At 66.5% G+C, this 19,889-nt stretch carries 21 protein-coding genes; 12 read left to right on the forward strand and 9 right to left on the reverse strand.

The genetic code is table 11. The annotated features are described in order from the left end of the window. Positions 1 to 20 precede the first annotated feature (20 nt). Complete coding sequence (locus J2X42_RS19990; RefSeq protein ID WP_310167651.1) at positions 21 to 785, reverse strand: IclR family transcriptional regulator C-terminal domain-containing protein; 765 nt, start codon at positions 783 to 785, stop codon at positions 21 to 23. 166 nt (positions 786 to 951) lie between these two features. Between J2X42_RS19990 and J2X42_RS19995 the strand changes: the two genes are divergently transcribed. Beyond that, on the forward strand, positions 952 to 1,563 hold the full coding sequence (locus tag J2X42_RS19995) for an RNA polymerase sigma factor (RefSeq protein ID WP_310167653.1): 612 nt from the start codon (positions 952 to 954) through the stop codon (positions 1,561 to 1,563). After that, the gene (locus tag J2X42_RS20000) at positions 1,560 to 2,564 is read left to right on the forward strand and encodes a CU044_5270 family protein (protein WP_310167654.1); all 1,005 of its coding nucleotides are present in this window, start codon (positions 1,560 to 1,562) and stop codon (positions 2,562 to 2,564) included. The genes J2X42_RS19995 and J2X42_RS20000 overlap by 4 nt, the downstream gene beginning before the upstream one ends. Here the strand turns inward: J2X42_RS20000 and J2X42_RS20005 are convergent. From J2X42_RS20005 to J2X42_RS20020, 4 genes are all read right to left on the reverse strand, one after another. After that, positions 2,550 to 3,995, reverse strand: coding sequence for an amino acid permease (locus J2X42_RS20005; protein WP_310167655.1), 1,446 nt, complete (start codon positions 3,993 to 3,995; stop codon positions 2,550 to 2,552). The two genes, J2X42_RS20000 and J2X42_RS20005, sit on opposite strands and share 15 nt — an antisense overlap. A gap of 194 nt (positions 3,996 to 4,189) precedes the next feature. Then, the gene (locus J2X42_RS20010; RefSeq protein WP_310167656.1) at positions 4,190 to 5,008 is read right to left on the reverse strand and encodes an SDR family NAD(P)-dependent oxidoreductase; all 819 of its coding nucleotides are present in this window, start codon (positions 5,006 to 5,008) and stop codon (positions 4,190 to 4,192) included. 124 nt (positions 5,009 to 5,132) lie between these two features. After that, complete coding sequence (locus J2X42_RS20015) at positions 5,133 to 5,828, reverse strand: ABC transporter ATP-binding protein (protein WP_310167657.1); 696 nt, start codon at positions 5,826 to 5,828, stop codon at positions 5,133 to 5,135. A gap of 106 nt (positions 5,829 to 5,934) precedes the next feature. Next, positions 5,935 to 7,068 (reverse strand): ABC transporter permease, encoded by a 1,134-nt coding sequence (locus tag J2X42_RS20020; RefSeq protein WP_310167658.1) that lies wholly within the window; start codon positions 7,066 to 7,068, stop codon positions 5,935 to 5,937. A 176-nt stretch (positions 7,069 to 7,244) separates the two neighbouring features. Here J2X42_RS20020 and J2X42_RS20025 point away from each other — a divergent pair, with 176 nt between their 5' ends. Together J2X42_RS20025 and J2X42_RS20030 are read left to right on the forward strand one after the other, a co-directional pair. After that, entirely contained in the window at positions 7,245 to 8,585 is a 1,341-nt protein-coding gene (locus J2X42_RS20025) for a sensor histidine kinase (RefSeq protein ID WP_310167659.1), read from the forward strand. After that, the gene (locus J2X42_RS20030) at positions 8,582 to 9,235 is read left to right on the forward strand and encodes a response regulator transcription factor (protein WP_310167661.1); all 654 of its coding nucleotides are present in this window, start codon (positions 8,582 to 8,584) and stop codon (positions 9,233 to 9,235) included. Before J2X42_RS20025 ends, J2X42_RS20030 begins: the two co-directional genes overlap by 4 nt. 105 nt (positions 9,236 to 9,340) lie before the next feature. Here the strand turns inward: J2X42_RS20030 and J2X42_RS20035 are convergent, their stop codons facing one another. Together J2X42_RS20035 and J2X42_RS20040 are read right to left on the reverse strand one after the other, a co-directional pair. Continuing rightward, entirely contained in the window at positions 9,341 to 10,744 is a 1,404-nt protein-coding gene (locus J2X42_RS20035; protein ID WP_310167662.1) for a GntP family permease, read from the reverse strand. A gap of 64 nt (positions 10,745 to 10,808) precedes the next feature. After that, positions 10,809 to 11,354, reverse strand: coding sequence for a gluconokinase (locus tag J2X42_RS20040; RefSeq protein WP_310167663.1), 546 nt, complete (start codon positions 11,352 to 11,354; stop codon positions 10,809 to 10,811). A 190-nt stretch (positions 11,355 to 11,544) separates the two neighbouring features. Here J2X42_RS20040 and J2X42_RS20045 point away from each other — a divergent pair, with 190 nt between their 5' ends. Then, entirely contained in the window at positions 11,545 to 12,279 is a 735-nt protein-coding gene (locus J2X42_RS20045) for an FCD domain-containing protein (protein WP_310167664.1), read from the forward strand. A 95-nt stretch (positions 12,280 to 12,374) separates the two neighbouring features. Beyond that, positions 12,375 to 14,129, forward strand: coding sequence for a cytochrome c oxidase subunit I (gene ctaD, locus J2X42_RS20050; protein WP_310167771.1), 1,755 nt, complete (start codon positions 12,375 to 12,377; stop codon positions 14,127 to 14,129). 58 nt (positions 14,130 to 14,187) lie between these two features. Here ctaD and J2X42_RS20055 read toward each other — a convergent pair whose 3' ends face one another. After that, positions 14,188 to 15,456, reverse strand: a complete 1,269-nt coding sequence (locus tag J2X42_RS20055) for a plasmid pRiA4b ORF-3 family protein (RefSeq protein WP_310167665.1) — start codon at positions 15,454 to 15,456, stop codon at positions 14,188 to 14,190. A 39-nt stretch (positions 15,457 to 15,495) separates the two neighbouring features. On the opposite strand from J2X42_RS20055, the gene J2X42_RS20060 reads away from it, so the two are divergent. Beyond that, complete coding sequence (locus J2X42_RS20060) at positions 15,496 to 15,975, forward strand: hypothetical protein (protein ID WP_310167666.1); 480 nt, start codon at positions 15,496 to 15,498, stop codon at positions 15,973 to 15,975. A gap of 101 nt (positions 15,976 to 16,076) precedes the next feature. On the opposite strand, the gene J2X42_RS20065 is transcribed toward J2X42_RS20060, so the two are convergent. Further along, positions 16,077 to 16,280 (reverse strand): cold-shock protein, encoded by a 204-nt coding sequence (locus J2X42_RS20065; protein ID WP_066274236.1) that lies wholly within the window; start codon positions 16,278 to 16,280, stop codon positions 16,077 to 16,079. Between the two features lie 326 nt (positions 16,281 to 16,606). On the opposite strand from J2X42_RS20065, the gene J2X42_RS20070 reads away from it, so the two are divergent. From J2X42_RS20070 to J2X42_RS20090, 5 genes are all read left to right on the forward strand, one after another. Then, entirely contained in the window at positions 16,607 to 16,993 is a 387-nt protein-coding gene (locus J2X42_RS20070; protein ID WP_310167667.1) for a TfoX/Sxy family protein, read from the forward strand. A 2-nt stretch (positions 16,994 to 16,995) separates the two neighbouring features. Continuing rightward, the gene (locus J2X42_RS20075) at positions 16,996 to 18,276 is read left to right on the forward strand and encodes an NAD(P)/FAD-dependent oxidoreductase (RefSeq protein ID WP_310167668.1); all 1,281 of its coding nucleotides are present in this window, start codon (positions 16,996 to 16,998) and stop codon (positions 18,274 to 18,276) included. 63 nt (positions 18,277 to 18,339) lie between these two features. Beyond that, positions 18,340 to 19,107: an alpha/beta hydrolase gene (locus tag J2X42_RS20080; protein ID WP_310167669.1), complete on the forward strand. Its 768-nt coding sequence runs from the start codon at positions 18,340 to 18,342 to the stop codon at positions 19,105 to 19,107. 48 nt (positions 19,108 to 19,155) lie between these two features. Next, a complete protein-coding gene (locus J2X42_RS20085) occupies positions 19,156 to 19,419 on the forward strand; it encodes a type II toxin-antitoxin system prevent-host-death family antitoxin (protein WP_310167671.1) in 264 nt (87 codons plus the stop codon). Then, positions 19,416 to 19,823 (forward strand): type II toxin-antitoxin system VapC family toxin, encoded by a 408-nt coding sequence (locus tag J2X42_RS20090; RefSeq protein WP_310167672.1) that lies wholly within the window; start codon positions 19,416 to 19,418, stop codon positions 19,821 to 19,823. The genes J2X42_RS20085 and J2X42_RS20090 overlap by 4 nt, the downstream gene beginning before the upstream one ends. The last annotated feature ends 66 nt before the right edge of the window (positions 19,824 to 19,889 follow it).

Raw genomic sequence — 19,889 nt, forward strand, 5'->3', positions numbered from 1 at the left:
CTTGGCGTGGGCGGCCGGGCTCAGCTGGCGGTCTGGGTGCCGAGCCGGTCCGCGGCGACGCGCAGGACAGCGGCAATACGCGCGGTGTCATCGCCCACTTCGGCCCGGCGTCCCAGCACGCTGACTGCGGCCAGGATGTTGCCGCCGGCATCCCGGACGGGGACGGCCAGCTCCACGATGTCGTGCTCAAATTCCCCATCGCAGGTGATATGGCCGCTGCCAGCGTCGCGGACCATCAGCTCCCTGACCTCATCGACGGAGTGCGCGGCGCCCGGGCCGCCCACCCCAATGAAGTTCACCTCGCGCAGCAGCTGGTCGAGGGCGGACTGGTCGTGGTCCCAGAGCAAGGCCCTGCCAGCGCCGGTGCACCACACCGGTGTGACCATGCCCGGCGCAACAAAGCTGCCCAGGCCGGCGTCATTGCTGGAGGCGCGCAGCAGGATGGCCCGGTAGCCGTCCCGGACAGAGAGCCTGGCCCGCAGCCCCAGGGCGGAAACCAGGGACTCAAGTTCGGGTTTGGCTTCGCGCACCCAGCCCGTGTTGAGGGAGGCGGCAAGGCCGAAGTACCGGTGCCCGGTCCGGAACGGGCCCCGGTCCACCCGCTCCAGCAGGCCCAGCTCACACAGTTCCTGCGTCAGCCTGGATACACGGCTCTGGTCCATGTCCAGCTCCGCGGCCAGCTGGGAAACGCCCAGCAGCTGCCGCCCGCGTTTTTCGCGGTCAACCACCAGCCGGACAATCCGGAGGCCCTGCGCCAATGATGACGCCTCAGCGGACGAATCCACGCGTATTACCCCTCACTGCCGGTGCTCGCCCCATTCTTCCACGGGGACTCCTGACGGGTTATTCTTTGTAACCAGCCAACGTTCAAGCCTGTGACCTGACGGGGCCGGTGCTCAAAAACAGTCCCCCAATCATGGAACCGGCGCCGGTGACCGGACACTATGGGGTATGGGCGATCAATCGGGTGTCTCGGACGAGACGTTGTGGGGCCAGATAGTCAACGGTGACGGCGATGCGTTTGGCGTCCTTTTTGACCGCCACCATGACAGGGTCTGGCGTCACGCACAAAGAGTGCTGGGCCAGCCCCACGTGGCTGAGGACGTCACTGCCGTGGTCTTCTACGAAGCCTGGCGACGGCGGGCCAACATCCGCATGGTGAATGATTCAATCCTTCCCTGGCTCCTGGTCACCACCAACAACACCCTGCGTAACCACGTCCGCCAGCAGCGCCGCTACCGGCATTTCCTCAGCCAGCTCCCGCCACCGGCGGATGAATCCGACATCGCCGAAGGCATCGCCGATGCCGACGAATCCAGCTTCAAAACTACTGCGCTGAGGGAAGCCTTCAGCCGGCTACGGCCACCGGAGCGGGACGTCCTGACCCTGTGCATCATCGAGGGCCTGGGAGCCAGAGCGGCCGGGGCCGCCCTGGGCATCGCGGACGGAACCGTGAAGTCACGGCTGCACCGGGCAAAGTCCCGGCTGGGGACCCTTTACAGCCAGATGGTGCAGGAACATGAGCCTGATGCCCAGGCAATTCTTGGACGGAGAACACCATGAACACCTCCCAGTTCCAGTCCGACAGGCGTGACGCCCTGCGCCAGCAGCTCGTCGAACTGCCCACCCTTCCAGGCGCAGAGGACCCGGGCCGGTACCGGCCCGGCAAAACAGTGGCCAGCCAGCTCCGCCAAAGCGTGCTGCCCGCAGATGCCCACGCCGCGCTGGAGGTCTCCCCGCCGGTCCGCCGCCCCAGTCCAACCCGGCGGATCCTGATCACCGCAGCGGCAGCCGTCGTCGGTGCGCTGGTTGTCGGCCAAATCAGCATCACCGCCCAAAGCGCGCACGCAGCGGGGGTCCTGCGGGCGGCAGCCGACCAGTCCATGACCTTCGTTGATCCCGTCCCAGGGCCGGGGCAGTACCTGCTGGTCAGCACGCACGCCAACTGGTCCGTCTCGGGCGTCGACCAGGCCGGAAAAATGACACACAGCATGAACGTCCAGACCATCGACGTTTACCGTCCGGGCAACCCCACCGAGGACTGGGTCCTCAGGCGCGACTGGGGCGACGGCCATCCCGTGCCCATGGAAATTGAGGTCATCCGGGCGAAGGACGGATACTTCTATGGCGGCCCCTGGACCCTGACCGACGATGAGCTGGCTGCCCTGCCCAGGGACGGGCAGGCGTTGTATGACCACTTCAACGCCGGCTACCAGGGCGGATCGGCCTCACGGGATGAGAACAACTTCGTCCGCATCACCGACATCCTGAGGGTGGGACTCATTCCGGCAGACCTGCGCGCGGGCCTCTATGACGCGCTGGCCCTGATCCCCGGGGTCACCGCCAGCGAGCAGGCCAATTTCGACGGCAAGGTGGGAATAGCGATCGGACGGACGGAACCCCTGCGGGCCGGACAGAGGGCAGAAATGATCATCGACCCCACGACCGGGCTGGTCATCGGCGAACGGACCATCATGACCTACGCAGCCTTCGGCTTCGGCTCCAATGAAGTGACCGGCCACACGGCCATCGACTACCGGGTCGTTGACTCAGCTCCCCAATGAGGGGCCGACCGGTGCTTTGCGGCCATGCCGGACGTAGAAGTAGGCGTAGCAGGCGGCAACGAACGGGATGCCGAAGTAGAGGGCGGCCACCTGGTTGGGGTCCAGGGCGATGCCCACCAGCGAGATGACGCACATGGTGAACGCCAGGATGGGCACCAGCGGGAACAGCGGGGCCCTGTAGGCAAGGGCGCCAACATCGCCGCCGTTCCGCACGAAAGCGCGGCGATGGAAATAGTGCGAGGCGGTGATGGACATCCACACGCCCACCACGGCGAAACCGGCCACGGACACCAGCACCAGGTACACCGTTTCCGGGGCCACCACGCTGCTGATGAGGGACGCGATGCCGCCCACCATGCTCACCGACAGGGCGATCAGCGGGATGCCGCGGCGGGTGAGCCGCCGGAAGGCCTGGGGCGCGTGGCCCTCGTCGGCCAGGGAGTAGAGCATCCTGGCGCAGGAGAAGAGCCCGCTGTTGCCGGCGGAGAGCAGGGCCGTGATGATGACAAAGTTCATGATGTCGGCGGCGAACGGGATCCCGACGGCGGAGAAGACCGTGACGAACGGGCTCTCGTCCAGTCCCACCTCGGTATACGGGATGGTGGCGGCGATGACGGCAATGGCGCCGACGAAGAAGATCAGCAGCCGGATCACCGTGGTGCGCATGGCCTTGGGGATGGCCGTGGCGGGGTCCTTGGTCTCGCCTGCCGCGACGCCGATCAGTTCCGAACCGGAGAAGGCGTAGAACACGGCGAGTACGGTGACCAGAACGCCGGTGAAGCCGTTGGGGAAGAGCCCGTCCGCCGTGTTGAAGTTCTCGAAGAGGAACGGGTGGCTGCCGCCGTCGCTGAGCGGACGGAAGCCGAACAGCGCCGCGCCGCCAAGGACGATCAGGCCGATGATGGCACCCACCTTGATGATGGCGAACCAGAATTCGGACTCACCGAAAAACTTGGCTGACACCGCGTTGAAGCCGAACAGCACGGCAGCGAAAACCAGGCACCAGACCCACACGTCAACGTCCGGGAACCAGCGCTGCATCAGCAGCCCGGACGCGGTGAACTCGGAGCCGATCGCCACCGCCCAGCACAGCCAGTACAGCCACGCGGTGGCGAAGCCGGTGGCGGGTCCGATGGAGCGGGCGGCGTAGATGTGGAAGGCTCCGGACACCGGATAGGCGATGGCCAGCTCGCCCAGGCATGCCATGACCAGGTACACCACAAAGGCGCCCACCAGGTAGGCGAGCACCGCGCCGAGCGGACCGGCCTGGGAAATGGTGTAGCCCGAGCTGAGGAACAGGCCGGATCCGATGACGCCGCCCATCGCGATCATCACCAGGTGCCGGGAGCCCATGGATCTCCGGAGCCCGGGTGGGGCCGGCGCAGGCCCGGAGGGCGTCGCGTCGAGCGTCAGGGGTGAGGGGGATTCCACGGGCGTCTCCAGGAGGGGTGTTCAGCAGGTGTGCGGCAAATGGGCGCACTCCCCTGTCCCGTCCCGGGGTCACGAAGATATGCACGTCAACAGAGAGAAATTAGCACAATCATCGAATTTCGCTCGTTAAAATCATGCCAACTTGTTCATATTGCACGCTTGTTACCCTGCGTGACCCGCCACCTGCTGGAGGCTCAGCCGGCCACGAGCTCTTCGCTGGCCTCCCAAAGACCCTGCGCCAGCCCGGCGTCGTACGCCTGTGCGTTGGCCTTGGCGAGGGCGCGCTTGTAGTAGTAGGCGCCGGAAACCCAGTCGGTGCCGGCGGTGCCGTTGATGAGCCAGAGCAGCGTGTCGGCGCCCTGGTCAGGGCTGAGCATAAAGCGGTTGGCCAGGGTCTTGTACGCGTGCCGCCAGGGGCTGGTGGAGTCCGCCGCGAAGTTGGTGCGGACCACCCCCGGGTGGAATGCCGCCGTCGTGATCCCCTGCTCGCCGAAGCGCCGGTGCAGCTCGGAGGTGAAGAGGATGTTGGCGAGCTTGGCGGTGCCGTAGGCGCGGTGCGTGGAATAGCTGTGCTGGGCGTTCAGGTCGAAGAGGTCCAGTTTGCCGAAGCTGTTGGCGCCGCTGGCGGTGTTGATGACCTTGGCGCCGCTGGCGGTGAGGACGTCCATCAGCTCGGTGGTGAGCAGGAACGGGGCCAGGTGGTTGATCTGGAAGGTGGATTCGTTGCCGTCCACGGTGAGCTGGTGCTTGCCCATGATGCCCCCGGCGTTGTTGGCCAGGACGTCGATCCGGTCGTAGTCGTCCCGCAGCTGCGCGGCGAGGGTGCGGACCTGGGCCAGTTCGGCGAAGTCGCAGACGAAGTAGTCGGCGTTCAGCTCCTTCGCGATGGCCTGCGTCTTTTCCTCGGAACGGCCGACGACGACCACCCGGTCCCCTGCTTCGGCCAGCGTCCGCGCGGCTGCTGCGCCGATGCCGTCGCTGGCGCCGGTGATCACGATGGTGCGTTGGGTCAAGGGGTGTCCTTTGGTTGAGTTCAGCGCCCGGGTGGAACACGCTGCCTCTGGCACAACGACGGCGGGACGGCCGGTGTTCCCCGCCGTCCCGCCTGCGGATGGCCCAGGTGGTCCGGGAGGCGTTTCAGGCCCTCGCCGGCACGGGGGCGGTGAGCCGGCCGTCGCGCATGGTGGCGACAGAGTCGGTCAGCGGGAGGAATTCGGTGTCGTGCGTGACCATCACCGTGGCGACGCTGAAATCGTCAGTGACGCGGCGAAGGAGCCGGACGATGGAGTCGCTGCGTTCGTGGTCCAGGGCGGCGGTGGGTTCGTCCACGAGCAGGACCTTGGGGTCGCCCATGAGGGCACGGGCGATGTTGACCCGCTGGCGCTGTCCTCCGGAGAGCTGGTGCGGCCGTTTGTCCGCGCTGGAGCTGAGTCCGACGACGTCGAGCAGCTCTGCAGCTTTGGCCCGGGCGGCCTTGACGGACTTTCCGCGCAGGTGGTCGCCGATGATGAGCTGTTCGGCGGCGGTCAGGGAGGCGAGCAGGTTGGGCTGCTGGAAGATGATGCCGATCTTTTCCCGCCGCAGCGCGGTGAGGTCCCTGTCGCCGAGCCCGGTGGCGTCGGTGCCGTCGATGAGCACCAGTCCGTGGGTGGGGCGGACGAGTGTGGCGGCGGCCGCCAGGAGGCTGGATTTGCCGGAACCTGAAGGTCCGACGACGGAGACCATCTGGCCGGCCTGGACCGTGAGGTTCACGGTGTCCAGGGCCTTGATGGTTCCTTCGCCGTCGGGGTATTCGAGGGTGGCGTTGACGAGGTTCAGGGGGCTGGTGGACATGGTGTTTTTTCCTTTGAGAATGGGCCTGTGGCGGACTCTGTGACGGAGCCGGGCCGCGGACGGACCGGCCGGCTGGCTGGCTCCGGAGGGGCTGCGCCGGAGGGCTTTAGTTCCCGCCGAGGGCGATGAGGGCGTCCACCTTGGTGACGCGGCCGACGGCCAGGGCTGCTCCGGCCAGGCCCAGGACGATGATTCCAAGGATGGGCAGCAGCGTCGTGGCGGGGGTGAGCAGGAAAGGGGCCGACTGCGCTGCGAAGAAGCCGCCGAGGATGCCGATCCCGCCGCCGATTCCCGCACCGGCCAGCAGGACGATCGCAGCCTGGGTGATGGCGTCCCGCAGGATGTAGGCGCTTGATCCGCCCATAGCCTTCAGGACAGCGATGTCCCGGGTCCGCTGGACCGTCCAGACTGTCAGGAAGGCCACGATGACCAGGGCCGAGATCCCGTAGAGGAAGGCCTGCATCAGGGTCAGCGAGCCGTTCTCGCTCTTGTAGGAGCCCAGTGCCTGGAAGGATCCGGTGCGTGAAGCGCTCACGGTGTGTGCCGCGGCGTTGCCGGCCGGCTCGTCAACGGTGACACCGTCTTTATACGTGATGGCGGCGACGGTTCCGAGCTGCTCCGGGCCCGTCAGGTGGGCGAGTTTGGTCCAGGCGGGAAGCGCGGTCCAGACCACGCTGGTGTGGGAGTACCACTGGTCCTCCACGATGGCGCTGATGGCCAGTTCGGTTCCGCCGACGCTGGCCTTGTCGCCAACCGCCAGGGACAGGGCTTTGGCGACTGTCTTACCGATCACCACGGTGTCCGCGGTGACAGGGGACGGTGCCAGCCGGCTGTCCGGTGCGACGCCGAAGACGGCGACGTTGGTGGTTCCGGTGCCCGTTCCGGTATCCGCGGCCACGGCCTGGAACCGGGTCTGGCTGATGCCCAGAGGTTCGGCGGTTTCGACGCCGGCCCGGTCCTTCCAGGACTCGAGCTGCGCTGCGGTGACTTCGCTTTCGGTGAAGGAGGCCTTGGGCTCGTTCGTGCCCGGCGCGCCGAAGACGATGCTGTCCACCGGCTTGGAGGCGGCGCCGCTGCCGGTGACGGCCCCGAGTTTGTCGATGGCCGACGTCGACTGCTCGCCCAGGCCTGCCGTCAGGCCCGAGAGCATCACCAGCAGCACGGTGATCAGGGCGACGACGCCGCCCATCAGGGCGAACCTGCCCTTGGCAAAGCGGATATCGCGGATAGCAAGAAACACGTTTTCTCTTCCTTCAGTGGATGACGCCGGGGCCGTCAGGGCCCTTGTATCCACCCTCCCGCGGCCGGGCGCCGGCGCCATCGCGCAGGCGGTTGAGAGGCGGCAGACATACGGTGGATTCCCGGGTCAACCATTTGATTGATCCGCCGCAGTCCGGGCGCGCATAAGCTGGTCAAATGCCCGCCACAGAATCCCTGCCGCCCCTGGACGGGACCGGTCCCGAAGGGCCGGACGACGCACTGCTCAGCGGCCTGGACCCTGCGCCGTCCGTGGCGATCCTGCACGTGCTGAGAGTGACCCTGCACGTCGGCTTCGCCGCTTTGCTGGGCGTGGCCGTCCTCAGGCTGCTGGTATCAGGTGTCGGAGACCCCCTGCTGCCCGTCTGGGCCGGGACCGCGCTAGTTCTGGCCGGGGTTTACCTGGCCGGCACCATCCTGGAAAAGCGCTTCGCCACAAACGGCACAGGATTCGACCCGCGCCGCTACGGCCTGCTGTGGCTGGGACTCGTCACCGCGCTGTGGGCGGTTCTGCTGGCCGCCAGCGCCGACTTCGCCTGGCTGGCGTTCCCGCTCTTCTTCCTGCACCTGCACCTTCTCCCGCGGCGGATTGCGCTGCTGACCATCGCGCTGATGACGGCCGCGGTAATTGCCGCCCAGTGGGCTGTCAGCGGGCTGGCCGTGCCGCATCTCGCAGTGGTTTTGGGTCCGGCCTTCGGGGCGGCGTTCTCGGTGGTGACCGGGCTGGCCTACCGCGCGCTCTACCGCGAGGCGGAGAACCAGCGCCGGGCAGCGGATGAACTCCGCCGGACCCGTGCGGAACTGGCAGCATCCCAGCACGACGCCGGTGTCCTGGCTGAGCGCGAACGGCTGGCCCGGGAAATCCATGACACCCTCGCCCAAGGCCTGTCCAGCATCGTGCTGGTGGCCCGCGCGGCGGAAAAATCGCTGGCCGACGGCGACACCGCCACCGCTGCCGCGCGCTTTGCCCTGGTGCAGCAGACGGCGTCGGAGAACCTGGCGGAGGCCCGAAACTTTGTCCGTGGACTCTCTTCACCGCAGCTGCACGAGTCCTCCCTGGTGGAGAGCCTGCGCCGGCTCTGCGAGAGCACCGAGACCAGCGCCGCCGCCGAGGGCCCGGGGTTGCGGTGCCGTTTTGAACTCGACGGCGACCCCGTTGAACTGCCGCAGCCGTACCGGGTGGCCCTCCTGCGGGCCGCCCAGGCCAGCCTCGCCAACGTCAGGGACCATGCCAAGGCGGGCAACGCCGTCGTGACCCTCGCATTCCTGGGCAGCGAAGTCACCCTGGACATCTACGACGACGGCGCCGGCTTCGACCCCGCCGGGCTGGCCGCGCGGATGGATGGGCGTTCAGACGGGAGCGGCTTCGGGATCCCGTCGCTGCGGGAACGGGTGACCGCGCTTGAAGGCTCCCTCGAACTCGAATCAGCACCGGGCGAGGGGACCGTCGTGGCGGTGCGTCTGCCGCTGAACGACGTTCCCGGGAGGGACGGACGGTGAGCCGGATCCGCATTCTGCTGGTCGATGACCATCCCGTGGTCAGGGCCGGGCTGCGGGCCATGCTCACCGAATTCGAGGGCATCTCCGTGGCGGCAGAAGCAGCCGACGGCGATGCGGCACTCAGGGAGCTGAAACGGCTGCAGACCCTGGGTGAGCCGGTCGACGTCGTGCTGATGGACCTGCAAATGGGTGCCGGCATGGACGGCGTCACCGCGACGGCACAGATCAGGCTGCTGGAACCGGCCCCGCCGGTCCTGATCCTGACCACGTACGACACGGATGCGGACATCCTGGCCGCCGTGGAGGCAGGCGCCAGCGGTTACATGCTCAAGGACGCGCCGCCTGAACAGATCCGCCAGGCCGTGCTGGCAGCCGCTGCCGGCCAGACCGCCCTGGCTCCCAAAATAGCTGCCCTGCTCATGAAGCGGATCGCGAATCCTGCGCCTGCACTGACGCCGCGGGAGATCCAGTTGCTCGAACTGCTGGCCACCGGACTGTCCAACCGGGCCATCGCCAAAAAGACCTTCATCTCCGAGGCCACCGTGAAAACCCACCTGGTGCACATCTACGGAAAACTGGGCGTGGACAACCGCACCGCCGCCATTTCCGCGGCAACCCAGCGGCGCATCATCCGCGCCCCTGGCCAGTAGCTGCCTGCAACTGCCCGGGAGTGACGGTGGACCCCCAAAAGCAGGTAGCGCTAAGAGTCGTTTTGAGCTTTCAAAACGACTCTTAGCGCTACTTGGTTGGGGAAGCTAGCCCGCAACCCCCGCGAGGACGAAGATGCCCGCCGCGATGCCGAAGCCCATCACGCCAATGAGGGTTTCCATGACGGTCCAGGTCTTCAGCGTGGTCTTGACGTCCATGCCGAAGAACCGCCCAACCATCCAGAAGCCGGCGTCGTTGACGTGCGAGACCACCACGGAACCGGCGGCCGCGGCGATGACTATGGCGGCCACCTGCATGCCGGTCAGCCCTGCCGCCGCAACGGCCGGGGCGATCAGGCCGGCGGTGGTGGTGAGCGCCACGGTGGCCGACCCCTGGGCGATGCGCAGGATGGACGAGATCAGGAAGGCGGCCAGGATGAGCGGGATACCCATGTTGCCCAGCACGTCGGCCAGGGCGGCGCCAATGCCGGAGGTCCGCAGGACGCCGCCGAACATGCCACCGGCGCCGGTGATCAGGATGACCGAGCAGACCGGGCCCAGCGAGGACTCGAGCAGCTGTTCCAGCACGCCGTTGTGGACCCCGCGGCGGGCACCGAGGACAAACATCGCCACGAAGACGGTGATGAGCAGTGCCACCGGGGTTTCGCCGAGGGTGCGCAGCAGCTGGAACCACTGCTCGTTCTTGACACCTGCGGACAGCGCGCCGGAGGAGGCCAGGGTGTTCAGGCCGGTGTTGATGAAGATCAGCGCCAGCGGCAGGAGCAGCAGGCCGATGATGGTGCGGAAGCGCGGCGGGTGGGACTCGGCCTCGGCTGTGGCGTGGCCCAGCAGTTCCGGTACCGGCAGTTCCAGCTTCTTGCCGGTCCACAGGCCGAACAGGTAGGCGGTGATGTACCAGGTGGGGATGGCGGTGAGGAGGCCGGCGATGGTCACCAGGCCGATGTTCGCGTCAAAGAAGGCCGACGCCGAGACCGGGCCCGGGTGCGGGGGCAGGTAGATGTGCATCACGGAGAACGCGCCGGCAGCGGGCAGGCCGAAGCGCAGCACTCCCCCGCCCAGGCGGTGGGCGACGGCGAAGACGACAGGCAGCATGACCACCAGGCCGGCGTCGAAGAAGATCGGGAACCCGAAGATCAGGGAGGCCAGGCCCAGCGCGAACGGGGCACGCTTTTCGCCGAAGATGCCGATCATGTAGTCGGCCAGGACCTTCGCGCCGCCGGACGTTTCCACGATCCGGCCGAGCATCGCGCCCAGGCCGACGAGCAGGGCCACGGTTCCGAGGGTTGTGCCGAAGCCGTCGATCAGCACCGGTACCACCTTGTTGGCGGGGATTCCGGTGGCAAAGGCCGTGGCGAGGCTGACTAGAATCAGCGCCAGCAGCGCATGCATGCGCATCCTGATGATCAGGATCAGCAGTACGGCGATTGCCGCGGCAGCGATGAGCAGCAGTGGTCCTGCGCCCAGCGTCTGGGTCCATCCTTCGATGGTCATGGTTCTCCTTTGAAACAGCACTTAGGGGTTGGGGAAAATCGGGGCGGCTGGCGAAGCCGGGGGCTCAGCAGGCGCTGGGCGCCTGGTCCGCGGGCAGCTTGAGGGCGGCGATGACGGCGGCGACGATCTCCTCCGGGGAGAGGGAGATGTCCAGGCGCAGGCTGCCGGCGGCGAGTTCGCAGTCGGTCAGCGGTTCCAGGGTGGCCAGCTGGCTGGGCAGGAGCGTGGGCGGCATGAAGTGGCCTTCGCGGCCCTGCATGCGCTGGCCGATCAGGTCTGCGCCGCCGTCGAGGTGGATGAACAGCACGCGGCCCTGCGCTTCGGAGAGCAGCTGGCGGTAGGTCTGCTTGAGCGCGGAGCAGGTGAGGACGGTGCTCTTCCCCGCGGCGGCCTGGGCGGTCATCCAGTCCTGGATCTCCTGCAGCCAGGGCCAGCGGTCCCCGTCCTGGAGCGGTATGCCCTGGGTCATCTTGTCGATGTTGGACTGCGGGTGGAACTCGTCGGCCTCGGCGCAGGCCCAGCCAAGCTGCTGGGAGAGGGCTGCCGCGATGGTGGACTTGCCGGACCCGGCAACGCCCATCACCACCAGATGCGTGGCTGGATTCTGCATGTTTGTACCTCCGGTGAAGACGTCTTTGGCTAAAGGAAGAAGCTCGCCGCACACCTGCTGCGAAGTGCGCTGGAGATAAGGTATCACCATTTGGCGCCACAGATACTATCTTTGAGTGTCACAAGTCATACCTTTGGCTTAATCTTCGGTATCCTGTGAGTGCGCTGCGGCGCATAGAGAGGCAGGAAACATGTCGACGGCGACAGTGGACCACGCGGATAACGCGGACGACGGCGGGGCCTCCCCCGCGATGCACGAACGTGTTCTGGAGGCGGTTGGCGTTGCCATCGCGTCCGGGAGCCTTCCGCCCGGCAGCCGGCTGACGCTGGACGTGCTGCAGCAGGAGTACGGGATTTCCCGCACTGTCGCCCGGGACACCATGAAGGTCCTGGAATCGATGAACCTGGTGTATTCGCGCCGGCGCGTGGGCATCGTGGTGCAGGAACGTGCGCTCTGGAACGTCTACGACCCCAAGCTGGTGCGCTGGCGCCTCGCCTCAGCCAACCGCGCAGAGCAGTACAGCAGCCTCACCGAGCTGCGCATCGCCGTCGAACCCATTGCGGCCGCCGGCGCTGCCCGCCGGGCCAGCGCCGCCGAGCGCGCCAAGCTGCTGTCGCTGGCGGCGGACCTTCGCCGCCTGGGCGAGGCCGGCGAACTCGAGGCCTTCCTGGCAGCGGACATCGAGTTCCACCGCCTGCTGCTGCACAGCTGCGGCAACGAGATGTTCACGGCGCTGGAGGGCATGGTGGCCGAGGTGCTCACCAGCCGCACCCAGCAGGGGCTGATGCCGTTCAAGCCGCGGAACGAGGCGCTGCAGGCGCACGAGGACGTGGCCGCCGCAGTGGCCGGCGGGGACGCGGTTACGGCTGAGACCGCCATGCACCACATCCTGGACGAGGTCCGGAACGCCATGGGCCTGAACTGACTCTTCCCGCGCGCCGAGCTCCTGGAGTAGCCTGCAAATAGGGGCTCACGCAACGGGCCCATCAGCGCCGTCAAGGCGGAACTGTGAGGTGGAAAATGGCCATCACCGGGCATTCACGTCCAGGGACCGCGGCACCTGCCGCACCTGCCGTTGTACCGCGGCGCAAAGGCAGCATGGTGGTCAGCTGGATCACCTCCACGGACCACAAGATCATCGGCTACATGTACCTGATCGCGTCGTTCGTGTTCTTCATCATCGGCGGCATCATGGCATTGCTGATCCGTGCCGAACTCTTCGAACCGGGCATGCAGATCCTGCAGACCAAGGAGCAGTACAACCAGCTCTTCACCATGCACGGCACCATCATGCTGCTGATGTTCGCCACTCCTCTATTCGCAGGGTTCGCGAACGTGATCATGCCACTGCAGATCGGCGCGCCCGACGTTGCCTTCCCGCGGCTGAACGCCCTGGCGTTCTGGTTCTTCCTCTTTGGATCCACCATCGCGGTCTCCGGTTTCATCACCCCGCAGGGCGCGGCAGCGTTCGGCTGGTTCGCGTATGCGCCGTTGAACAACACGACGTTCACGCCCGGTGTGGGCGGTGATCTGTGGGTCTTCGGCCTGGCGCTGTCCGGTTTCGGCACCATCCTGGGCGCGGTCAACTTCATCACCACCATCATCTGCATGCGCGCTCCGGGCATGACCATGTGGCGGATTCCGATCTTCACCTGGAACACACTGGCGACGGCCATCCTGGTGATCATGGCCTTCCCGCCCCTCGCTGCGGCACTGTTCGCCCTCGGCGCTGACCGTAAGTTCGGCGCCCACATCTACGATCCTGAAAACGGCGGTGCGGTCCTGTGGCAGCACCTGTTCTGGTTCTTCGGCCACCCCGAGGTCTACATCATCGCCCTGCCGTTCTTCGGCATCGTCTCGGAGATCTTCCCGGTCTTCAGCCGCAAGCCGATCTTCGGCTACAAGGGCCTGGTCTACGCCACCATCGCCATCGCCGCGCTGTCGGTGACGGTCTGGGCGCACCACATGTACGTCACCGGTTCGGTGCTGCTGCCGTTCTTCGCGTTCATGACCATGCTCATCGCGGTCCCCACCGGCGTGAAGTTCTTCAACTGGATCGGCACCATGTGGCGGGGCTCGCTGACATTCGAAACTCCGATGCTGTGGAGCCTGGGCTTCCTGGTCACGTTCCTCTTCGGCGGCCTGACCGGCATCATCCTGGCGTCACCGCCGCTGGACTTCCACGTCTCCGACTCCTACTTCGTTGTGGCGCACTTCCACTACGTGGTGTTCGGCACCGTGGTCTTCGCGATGTTCGCTGGCTTTTACTTCTGGTGGCCGAAGTGGACCGGCAAGATGCTCAACGAGCGGCTCGGAAAGATCCACTTCTGGATGCTGTTCCTGGGGTTCCACGCAACGTTCCTGATCCAGCACTGGCTTGGGGTCATGGGCATGCCCCGCCGCTACGCCGACTATCTGGTGGAAGACAACTTCGCGTGGATGAACCAGTTCTCCAGCGTGGGTTCCTTCCTGCTGGGTGCCTCGATGATCCCGTTCTTCTGGAACCTCTACATCACGGCGCGCTCCAGCGAGAAGGTCACCGTGGACGATCCGTGGGGCTTCGGCGCCTCGCTCGAATGGGCCACGTCCTGCCCGCCGCCGCGGCACAACTTCACGTCGCTGCCGCGGATCCGCTCGGAGCGCCCGGCCCTGGACCTGCACCACCCCGAGCTCCGCGTCCGCGAACACGACACCACCCACAGCCCTGCGGCAGCAGCCCTGGGCGCCGCCGATATCGGCGAAAAGGACGTCCGGAATCCCAATCCGGACAAATAACCCACCGCTTTACAGACAGCAGGGCCGGTCAACGACCGGCCCTGCTTAGCGCGTCCGGCTACTTCGCGTCTGACGACGTCCGCTCCACTTCCCGCACCTCCAGCAGGAACTTCGCACCGCCGTCGGTCAGCAGGTCCGGGTCAAAGTATCCCGCCTTTGGCTCCATCAGGCGCAGGCACTTCAGGTTCCACCGCACCACCTGGTGTATGTCATTGACCCATTCGTCCGGTATGCGGTGGCCGGACCGGGTCACGAAGCCCATGGTCTCCATGGCATCGCGGATCACATCCGTCCGGTCGGTGTACGACGGCGGCGCGATGCCGCGGAGGTGCCACTCCGCGTACAGGCGGGTGACCAGGCGGACGGCGTCGTGCTTGGGCAGGGCCACGGCTTGCACGACGTAGTCCCACAGGTCGCCGGGCCGTTCCAGCGCGCGCTTGCCGCGGGGTGTGAGGACCAGCCGGCCCTTGAATTTCCGCAGCAGCTTCCATTCCAGGCAGTGCTCCCGGAGCTCGCGGACGAGCGGCACATTCACCTCCCGGTTCCCCTTGCCCATGACGGGATCACTCCAGCCGAGCTCCTCCACGGCGCGCAGGACCATAACGGGTTTCAGGTAGCCGTCCTTGGTCAGCTCAATCCCCTCGGGGGCAGCTTGTTCGAGCAGCCAGCGGACCGGACGGATTACGGAGTCCCGTTCCTCGTCAGTGACGGGCTGCGGCCACCACTGGAGGCTGAGCAGCCGCAGCTTCCGGTTGGCGGCCGCGAGGTCGAACTCGGTGGCATCAAAGGACGGGCCGTATATGCCGGTCATTCCTTGCGTCCAGTAAGAAGCGTCCTGGTGTTCCGGATGTCTCGGGTCCCCGAGGATCTGGACCAGCCGCCGGTATCCGTGAGACCCGCCGGAATCCTCCACAGGTCCGCGGTTGGCGCCGTCAACGCAGAGCAGCACGCCGGCCGGTAGCTCCGCTGAGCCGAACAGCTGCACCTGATGCGTCCAGCTGTCGCCGAAGTCGTAGTCGTATTCAAGCGCGGTCGTGGGCGCTTCGGCATCGATCAGCCCGGAAAGCACGACGCCGGAGGCCGGCTCTGCATCCAGGTCCTCCAGTGCGTCATCGGGCCCCATGATCACCCGAGGCTTTCCAGCGGGGTCAACGCACCGGACGGCGTAGAGGTGGCGGTTCTCCCAGCCGAAGGCTGCCTGAAGGACGAGGTGGAACTCGGCAACCGTCAGCGCCGCGGGGACCCTCAGCGTGCGCCAGACCAGCGGATCCGTGTCCTCAATGCTGATCCGGAGGTCAAGAGCAGGGACGGGACGGGCTGATTGCATGGTGGCCATTGTTCCAGACAGGCGGCGTAGACTCGCACCATGAAATCGGGTCGGGGGATCCTGGGCGTCTTCGCGGCGTTAGCCGTCGTGGTCATGCCTTCTGCGGGCTGCACGATCAATGCGTGCCCCGCCATCGGCTACGCCAGAACCCTGATGGTGAACGTTGAGGGGAACGTCGCGGCCGTCAGCGATGTAAAGGTGTGCGACGAGACGCGATGCTCGGAACCGGAGCCGACAGCCGGCACGCCGGGCCCCAAGAAGACTGTGGTCACGGAGTTCTCCCCCGAACCGCAGCCAACCGTCACGTATCCGCCGTTCCACAGCCGCCGGGAGGACGAGGACACCTGGGTTTTCACCGTGAGCTATGGCGATCCGGCAAAGGTGACAGTGCGGGCCCTCGCGGCGGACGGCGCCGTGCTGGCCGAGCGGGAACAGGACCTTGTTTGGACCAGGGTGGGCGGAACGGAACAGTGCGGCGGGCCTGTCACCGCGCCGCCCATACAGCTCTTAGTGCCCTGAGCCCCATAAGAAGCACACCCGGGTTAACAAAAAGCAGGGCCGGTCAATGACCGGCCCTGCTTTGAAATATGAAACCCTAAGGCCCCAGTTTCTCTAAGGAATTAGAGGGACTGGATGTTTACGGCCTGGGGACCCTTGGGGCCCTGCTCGGTTTCGAAGGAAACCTTCTGGTTCTCTTCGAGTGAGCGGAAGCCGGAGGAAGCGATCGCAGAGTAGTGTGCGAAAACGTCCTGTGAGGAGTCATCGGGGGAAATGAAGCCGAAGCCCTTTTCAGCGTTAAACCATTTGACGGTACCAGTAGCCATTATTTTTGTCCTTCGTGAAGGTGGAGGAAAAGTCCCGACTTTCGGGTCCTCCGGTGTGGGGTGTTCAAAACCGCTACTTCAGAAGAACGCGGACTTTCGACCGCGCGTACTGCCTGAACTACCAACTGCATAAACACAACAACAAAATCAACTGTACAGGAGATTCCGGACAGCAATTACCACAACTCAATACGGGGCGGTGACCGAGCCTCATGCAGCCAAACGCCCGCCGCCGTCGTGCCCTGCATGCCGGACCTGTACGCGGCGGCGACGCGGGCATATCCTGCCAACAGATCCAGCCCACCCCTACCCCCGGGAGAACAACCATGGAGATGCCCAAGGCGTCCGACGCCGACAAGGAACGCTTCCGCTCGGTGGTCCCGGACCGCCCGGACGTGGTGGTGAAACCGATGTTCGGCAACCTCGGCGCGTTCGTGAACGGCAACATGTTCGCCGGACTGTTCGGCCCCGTCATCGGGGTGAAGCTCGACGACGAGGCGCGGGTGGAGCTCGAAAGCACCGAGCGGACGGTCCCGTTCGGGCCGGCCGAACGGCCCATGGCCGGCTACGCCGGATTGCCGGAGGTGTGGAACGCGGAAGGCGACGGCGACGACGCCCGCGTGCGTGCCTGGGTGGAGAAGGCGCTGGCCCACGTGGCCACCATGCCGCCCAAGGAACCAAAGGAACGCAAGCCCAAGGCCGCCAAGAAGTAGCCATGCCCTCCCCCGATGCATCACGAGAAGGGGCCCCTCAGAGGGTCGACACCCTGGTGGTCGGCGCCGGGCAGGCGGGCCTGGCCACCAGTTACTGGCTCACCCGGCACGGCGTGGAGCACGTGGTGCTGGAGCGGAGGGAAGCGCTCGGCGGGGCATGGCAGGACCGGTGGGATTCGTTCTACCTGAACACCCCCAACTTCCTGTTCAGGCTGCCGGACCTCACCTACGACGGACCCGAGCCGGAGGCCTTCCTCCCCCGCGACGCCGTCATCGACCTGTTCCGCGACTACGCGCAGCGGATCGCCGCGCCCGTGCAGCTGGGCATGGAGGCCACCCGGATCGCCGCGGCGGACGGACAGTTCAGCGTGGAAACCAGCGCAGGGCGGTTCGCGGCAACGAACGTGGTGCTTGCGAACGGTGCGTTCCAGCGCCCGCGCATCCCGCCGGCGTCGTTGAACATCCCGGGGCACGTGCACCAGCTGCACAGCCAGGACTACCGCAATCCTCAGCAGCTGCCGGCCGGCGCCGTGCTGGTGGTGGGCACCGGGCAGTCCGGCGGGCAGATCACCGAGGACCTGCTGGCGGGCGGCCGCACCGTCCACCTCTCCGTCTCGTCCTGCCCGGAGGCGCCCCGCCGGTACCGCGGCCAGGATGTCCTGCACTGGATCCTGCAGATCAACCTGCACGGTCCGGAGTACGGCCTCAACGGTTTCCGGGTGGAAAACCTCCCCTCACCCGCCGGGCGCTTCATGTGCAATCCGCTGGTCTCCGGCAATGACGGCGGCCACAGCGTCCACCTGCGGGAGCTGGGGCGGCGCGGGGTGCGGCTGCACGGCCGCTTTGAGGGAGCGGACGACGGCGTACTCGCGTTCAGCGACGACCTTCCCGAACGCCTGGCGATGGTGGAGGCCGGGTTCGGCCAGCGACTGAAGGCCATGACGGACGCCTATATAGAGAAAGCCGGCATCGACGCGCCCGCCGCCGACCCGGTCACCGTGGATCAGTGGCTTCCCGGAGAGTCCGGCGCCCGGCTGGACCTGGGCGCCGAGAACATCACCAGCATCATCTGGTCGACAGGGTATGGCCTGGACTTCAGCTTCCTGGACATCCCGGTGCTGGACGAGTGGAACTACCCCCGGCACACGGCTGGCGTCACCGAGGTTCCGGGCTTGTACGCAGTGGGGCTGCCGTGGCTGACCCGCCAGGCGTCGGCCACGCTGGGGCTTGTGGGTGACGACGCCAAGTACGTTGCGGAGCACATCGCCGGCCGAGCTGGCTGAGCCGTCCCCGGGACGCGGCAGCCGCACCTGTCGCACCCCACCGTCCGGGCGTAGCATCCTGCCATGGAATCTATTCGGGTCATCCTGCTTCCCGGGAGCGTGCTCCCAGCCGAACCCGCCTACACAGGGCTCATCGAGGCTCTGGGACCGGACGTGCATGCGGTCGCCAAGGACCTGGAGCTCTATGCCGGCGACGAGCCTCCGGTGGATTGGAGCCTGGACACGGAGATCGACGGCGTGCTTCGGGAGGCCGATGCCCTCGGCTGGGAGGCGTTCCACCTCGTCGGATACTCCGGCGGCGGCGCGGCCGCGCTGGCGTTCGCCGCCAAGCACCCTGACAGGCTGCTCAGCCTGGCGCTGCTCGAGCCCGCCTGGGCCGGGAGCTGGGACTGGAGCCCTGCCCACGCGGCGCTCTGGAAGGAGTATGAGCAGCTGGAAGCACTGCCACCGGAGCAGTTCCTGCCCGCCTTCATGAGGCTGGGAGTGAGGCCCGACGTCGTCCTGCCGCCACCGCCGGACGGTCCCCCGCCGCCGTGGATGGCCAAGCGGCCCGCGGGCATCAAGGCCTTCCTGCGCACCTTCAAGACCTATGACCTGGACAGGGCACGCCTGGCCGCCTTGCGGCCGCCCGTGTTCTTCGCCCTGGGCGGCCTGAGCAACCCGGATGACTACGGCGAGATTGCCACCCGGCTGGCACGGGTGTTCTTCCCGGACTTCCATCTGGAGGTCTTCCCCAAGCGCCACCACTTCGACCCGCCGCACCGGATCGAACCGCAGCGGCTGGCCGGGTTGCTCCGGCGGCACTGGGAGCAGGCGGAAGGCAAGGGCTGACACTTACCTTCAGGTCCCGAAGTTGCTACGATTGCTACGGAGGCAATCATGACAACTATTCCGCACCGCGAACTGCGTAACGAGAGCAGCAAGATCCTTGAGCGCGTGAAAAACGGCGAGACGATCGACGTCACCAACAATGGCGAAATCGCCGCGACGCTCATCCCGCCGTCGGCTTCTCCGTTTGAACGTCTGCTGCTGGCAGGCCAGGTCCGCGCGGCGACTGGCCCCGTAGACTTCAGGACCCTGCCGCGGATCCCGTTGGAATCCAGCACGGAGGAGATTCTGGACGACCTTCGCGGGGACCGTTGATCATCTACGCGGACACGTCAGCCGTTCTCAAACTCGTGGCGGAGGAGCGGGAATCAACAGCCCTTGCCGAGTACCTCTCAACATCCGTGTCCCGGAACCATACCCTGGTCGCCTCGATGCTTCTCTATACGGAGCTTCACTGCGCAGCTCACCGTCGTGCCATTCCCAGCGAGCTGGTCAATGCGGCCCTCGGCGGCATCAACCTCGTTGATCTTGCACGTTCGGACCTTATGTACGCAGCGGCCCTTCCTGGCAGGTTGCGCAGCGCCGACGCCATGCACTTGGCCGTTGCAATCCGCCTGCAGGCGGACGTTCTCGTGGCCTACGACGCGGAACTCCTGGCGGCAGCTGTCGATGCCGGCATCAACGTCCTGTCGCCGGGTGCGGCATCTGGACCGTCCTGAGGAGGTAATTCACTGGTCCCCCACAGAAATTGTCGGTGTCGGCGTGTAGCTTAGGGCTGACCAGTC

It is taken from the genome of Arthrobacter sp. BE255 (assembly GCF_031457335.1).
GTDB lineage: Bacteria > Actinomycetota > Actinomycetes > Actinomycetales > Micrococcaceae > Arthrobacter.

Excerpts from the sequence above, each read along its gene's own strand:
- J2X42_RS19995 (WP_310167653.1), top strand. The coding sequence starts at position 952 with ATGGGCGATCAATCGGGTGTCTCGGACGAGACGTTGTGGGGCCAGATA.
- J2X42_RS20000 (WP_310167654.1), top strand. The coding sequence starts at position 1,560 with ATGAACACCTCCCAGTTCCAGTCCGACAGGCGTGACGCCCTGCGCCAG.
- J2X42_RS20015 (WP_310167657.1), bottom strand. The coding sequence starts at position 5,828 with ATGTCCACCAGCCCCCTGAACCTCGTCAACGCCACCCTCGAATACCCC.
- J2X42_RS20025 (WP_310167659.1), top strand. The coding sequence starts at position 7,245 with ATGCCCGCCACAGAATCCCTGCCGCCCCTGGACGGGACCGGTCCCGAA.
- J2X42_RS20035 (WP_310167662.1), bottom strand. The coding sequence starts at position 10,744 with ATGACCATCGAAGGATGGACCCAGACGCTGGGCGCAGGACCACTGCTG.
- J2X42_RS20040 (WP_310167663.1), bottom strand. The coding sequence starts at position 11,354 with ATGCAGAATCCAGCCACGCATCTGGTGGTGATGGGCGTTGCCGGGTCC.
- J2X42_RS20045 (WP_310167664.1), top strand. The coding sequence starts at position 11,545 with ATGTCGACGGCGACAGTGGACCACGCGGATAACGCGGACGACGGCGGG.
- ctaD (WP_310167771.1), top strand. The coding sequence starts at position 12,375 with ATGGCCATCACCGGGCATTCACGTCCAGGGACCGCGGCACCTGCCGCA.
- J2X42_RS20055 (WP_310167665.1), bottom strand. The coding sequence starts at position 15,456 with ATGCAATCAGCCCGTCCCGTCCCTGCTCTTGACCTCCGGATCAGCATT.
- J2X42_RS20060 (WP_310167666.1), top strand. The coding sequence starts at position 15,496 with ATGAAATCGGGTCGGGGGATCCTGGGCGTCTTCGCGGCGTTAGCCGTC.
- J2X42_RS20065 (WP_066274236.1), bottom strand. The coding sequence starts at position 16,280 with ATGGCTACTGGTACCGTCAAATGGTTTAACGCTGAAAAGGGCTTCGGC.
- J2X42_RS20070 (WP_310167667.1), top strand. The coding sequence starts at position 16,607 with ATGGAGATGCCCAAGGCGTCCGACGCCGACAAGGAACGCTTCCGCTCG.
- J2X42_RS20075 (WP_310167668.1), top strand. The coding sequence starts at position 16,996 with ATGCCCTCCCCCGATGCATCACGAGAAGGGGCCCCTCAGAGGGTCGAC.
- J2X42_RS20080 (WP_310167669.1), top strand. The coding sequence starts at position 18,340 with ATGGAATCTATTCGGGTCATCCTGCTTCCCGGGAGCGTGCTCCCAGCC.
- J2X42_RS20085 (WP_310167671.1), top strand. The coding sequence starts at position 19,156 with ATGACAACTATTCCGCACCGCGAACTGCGTAACGAGAGCAGCAAGATC.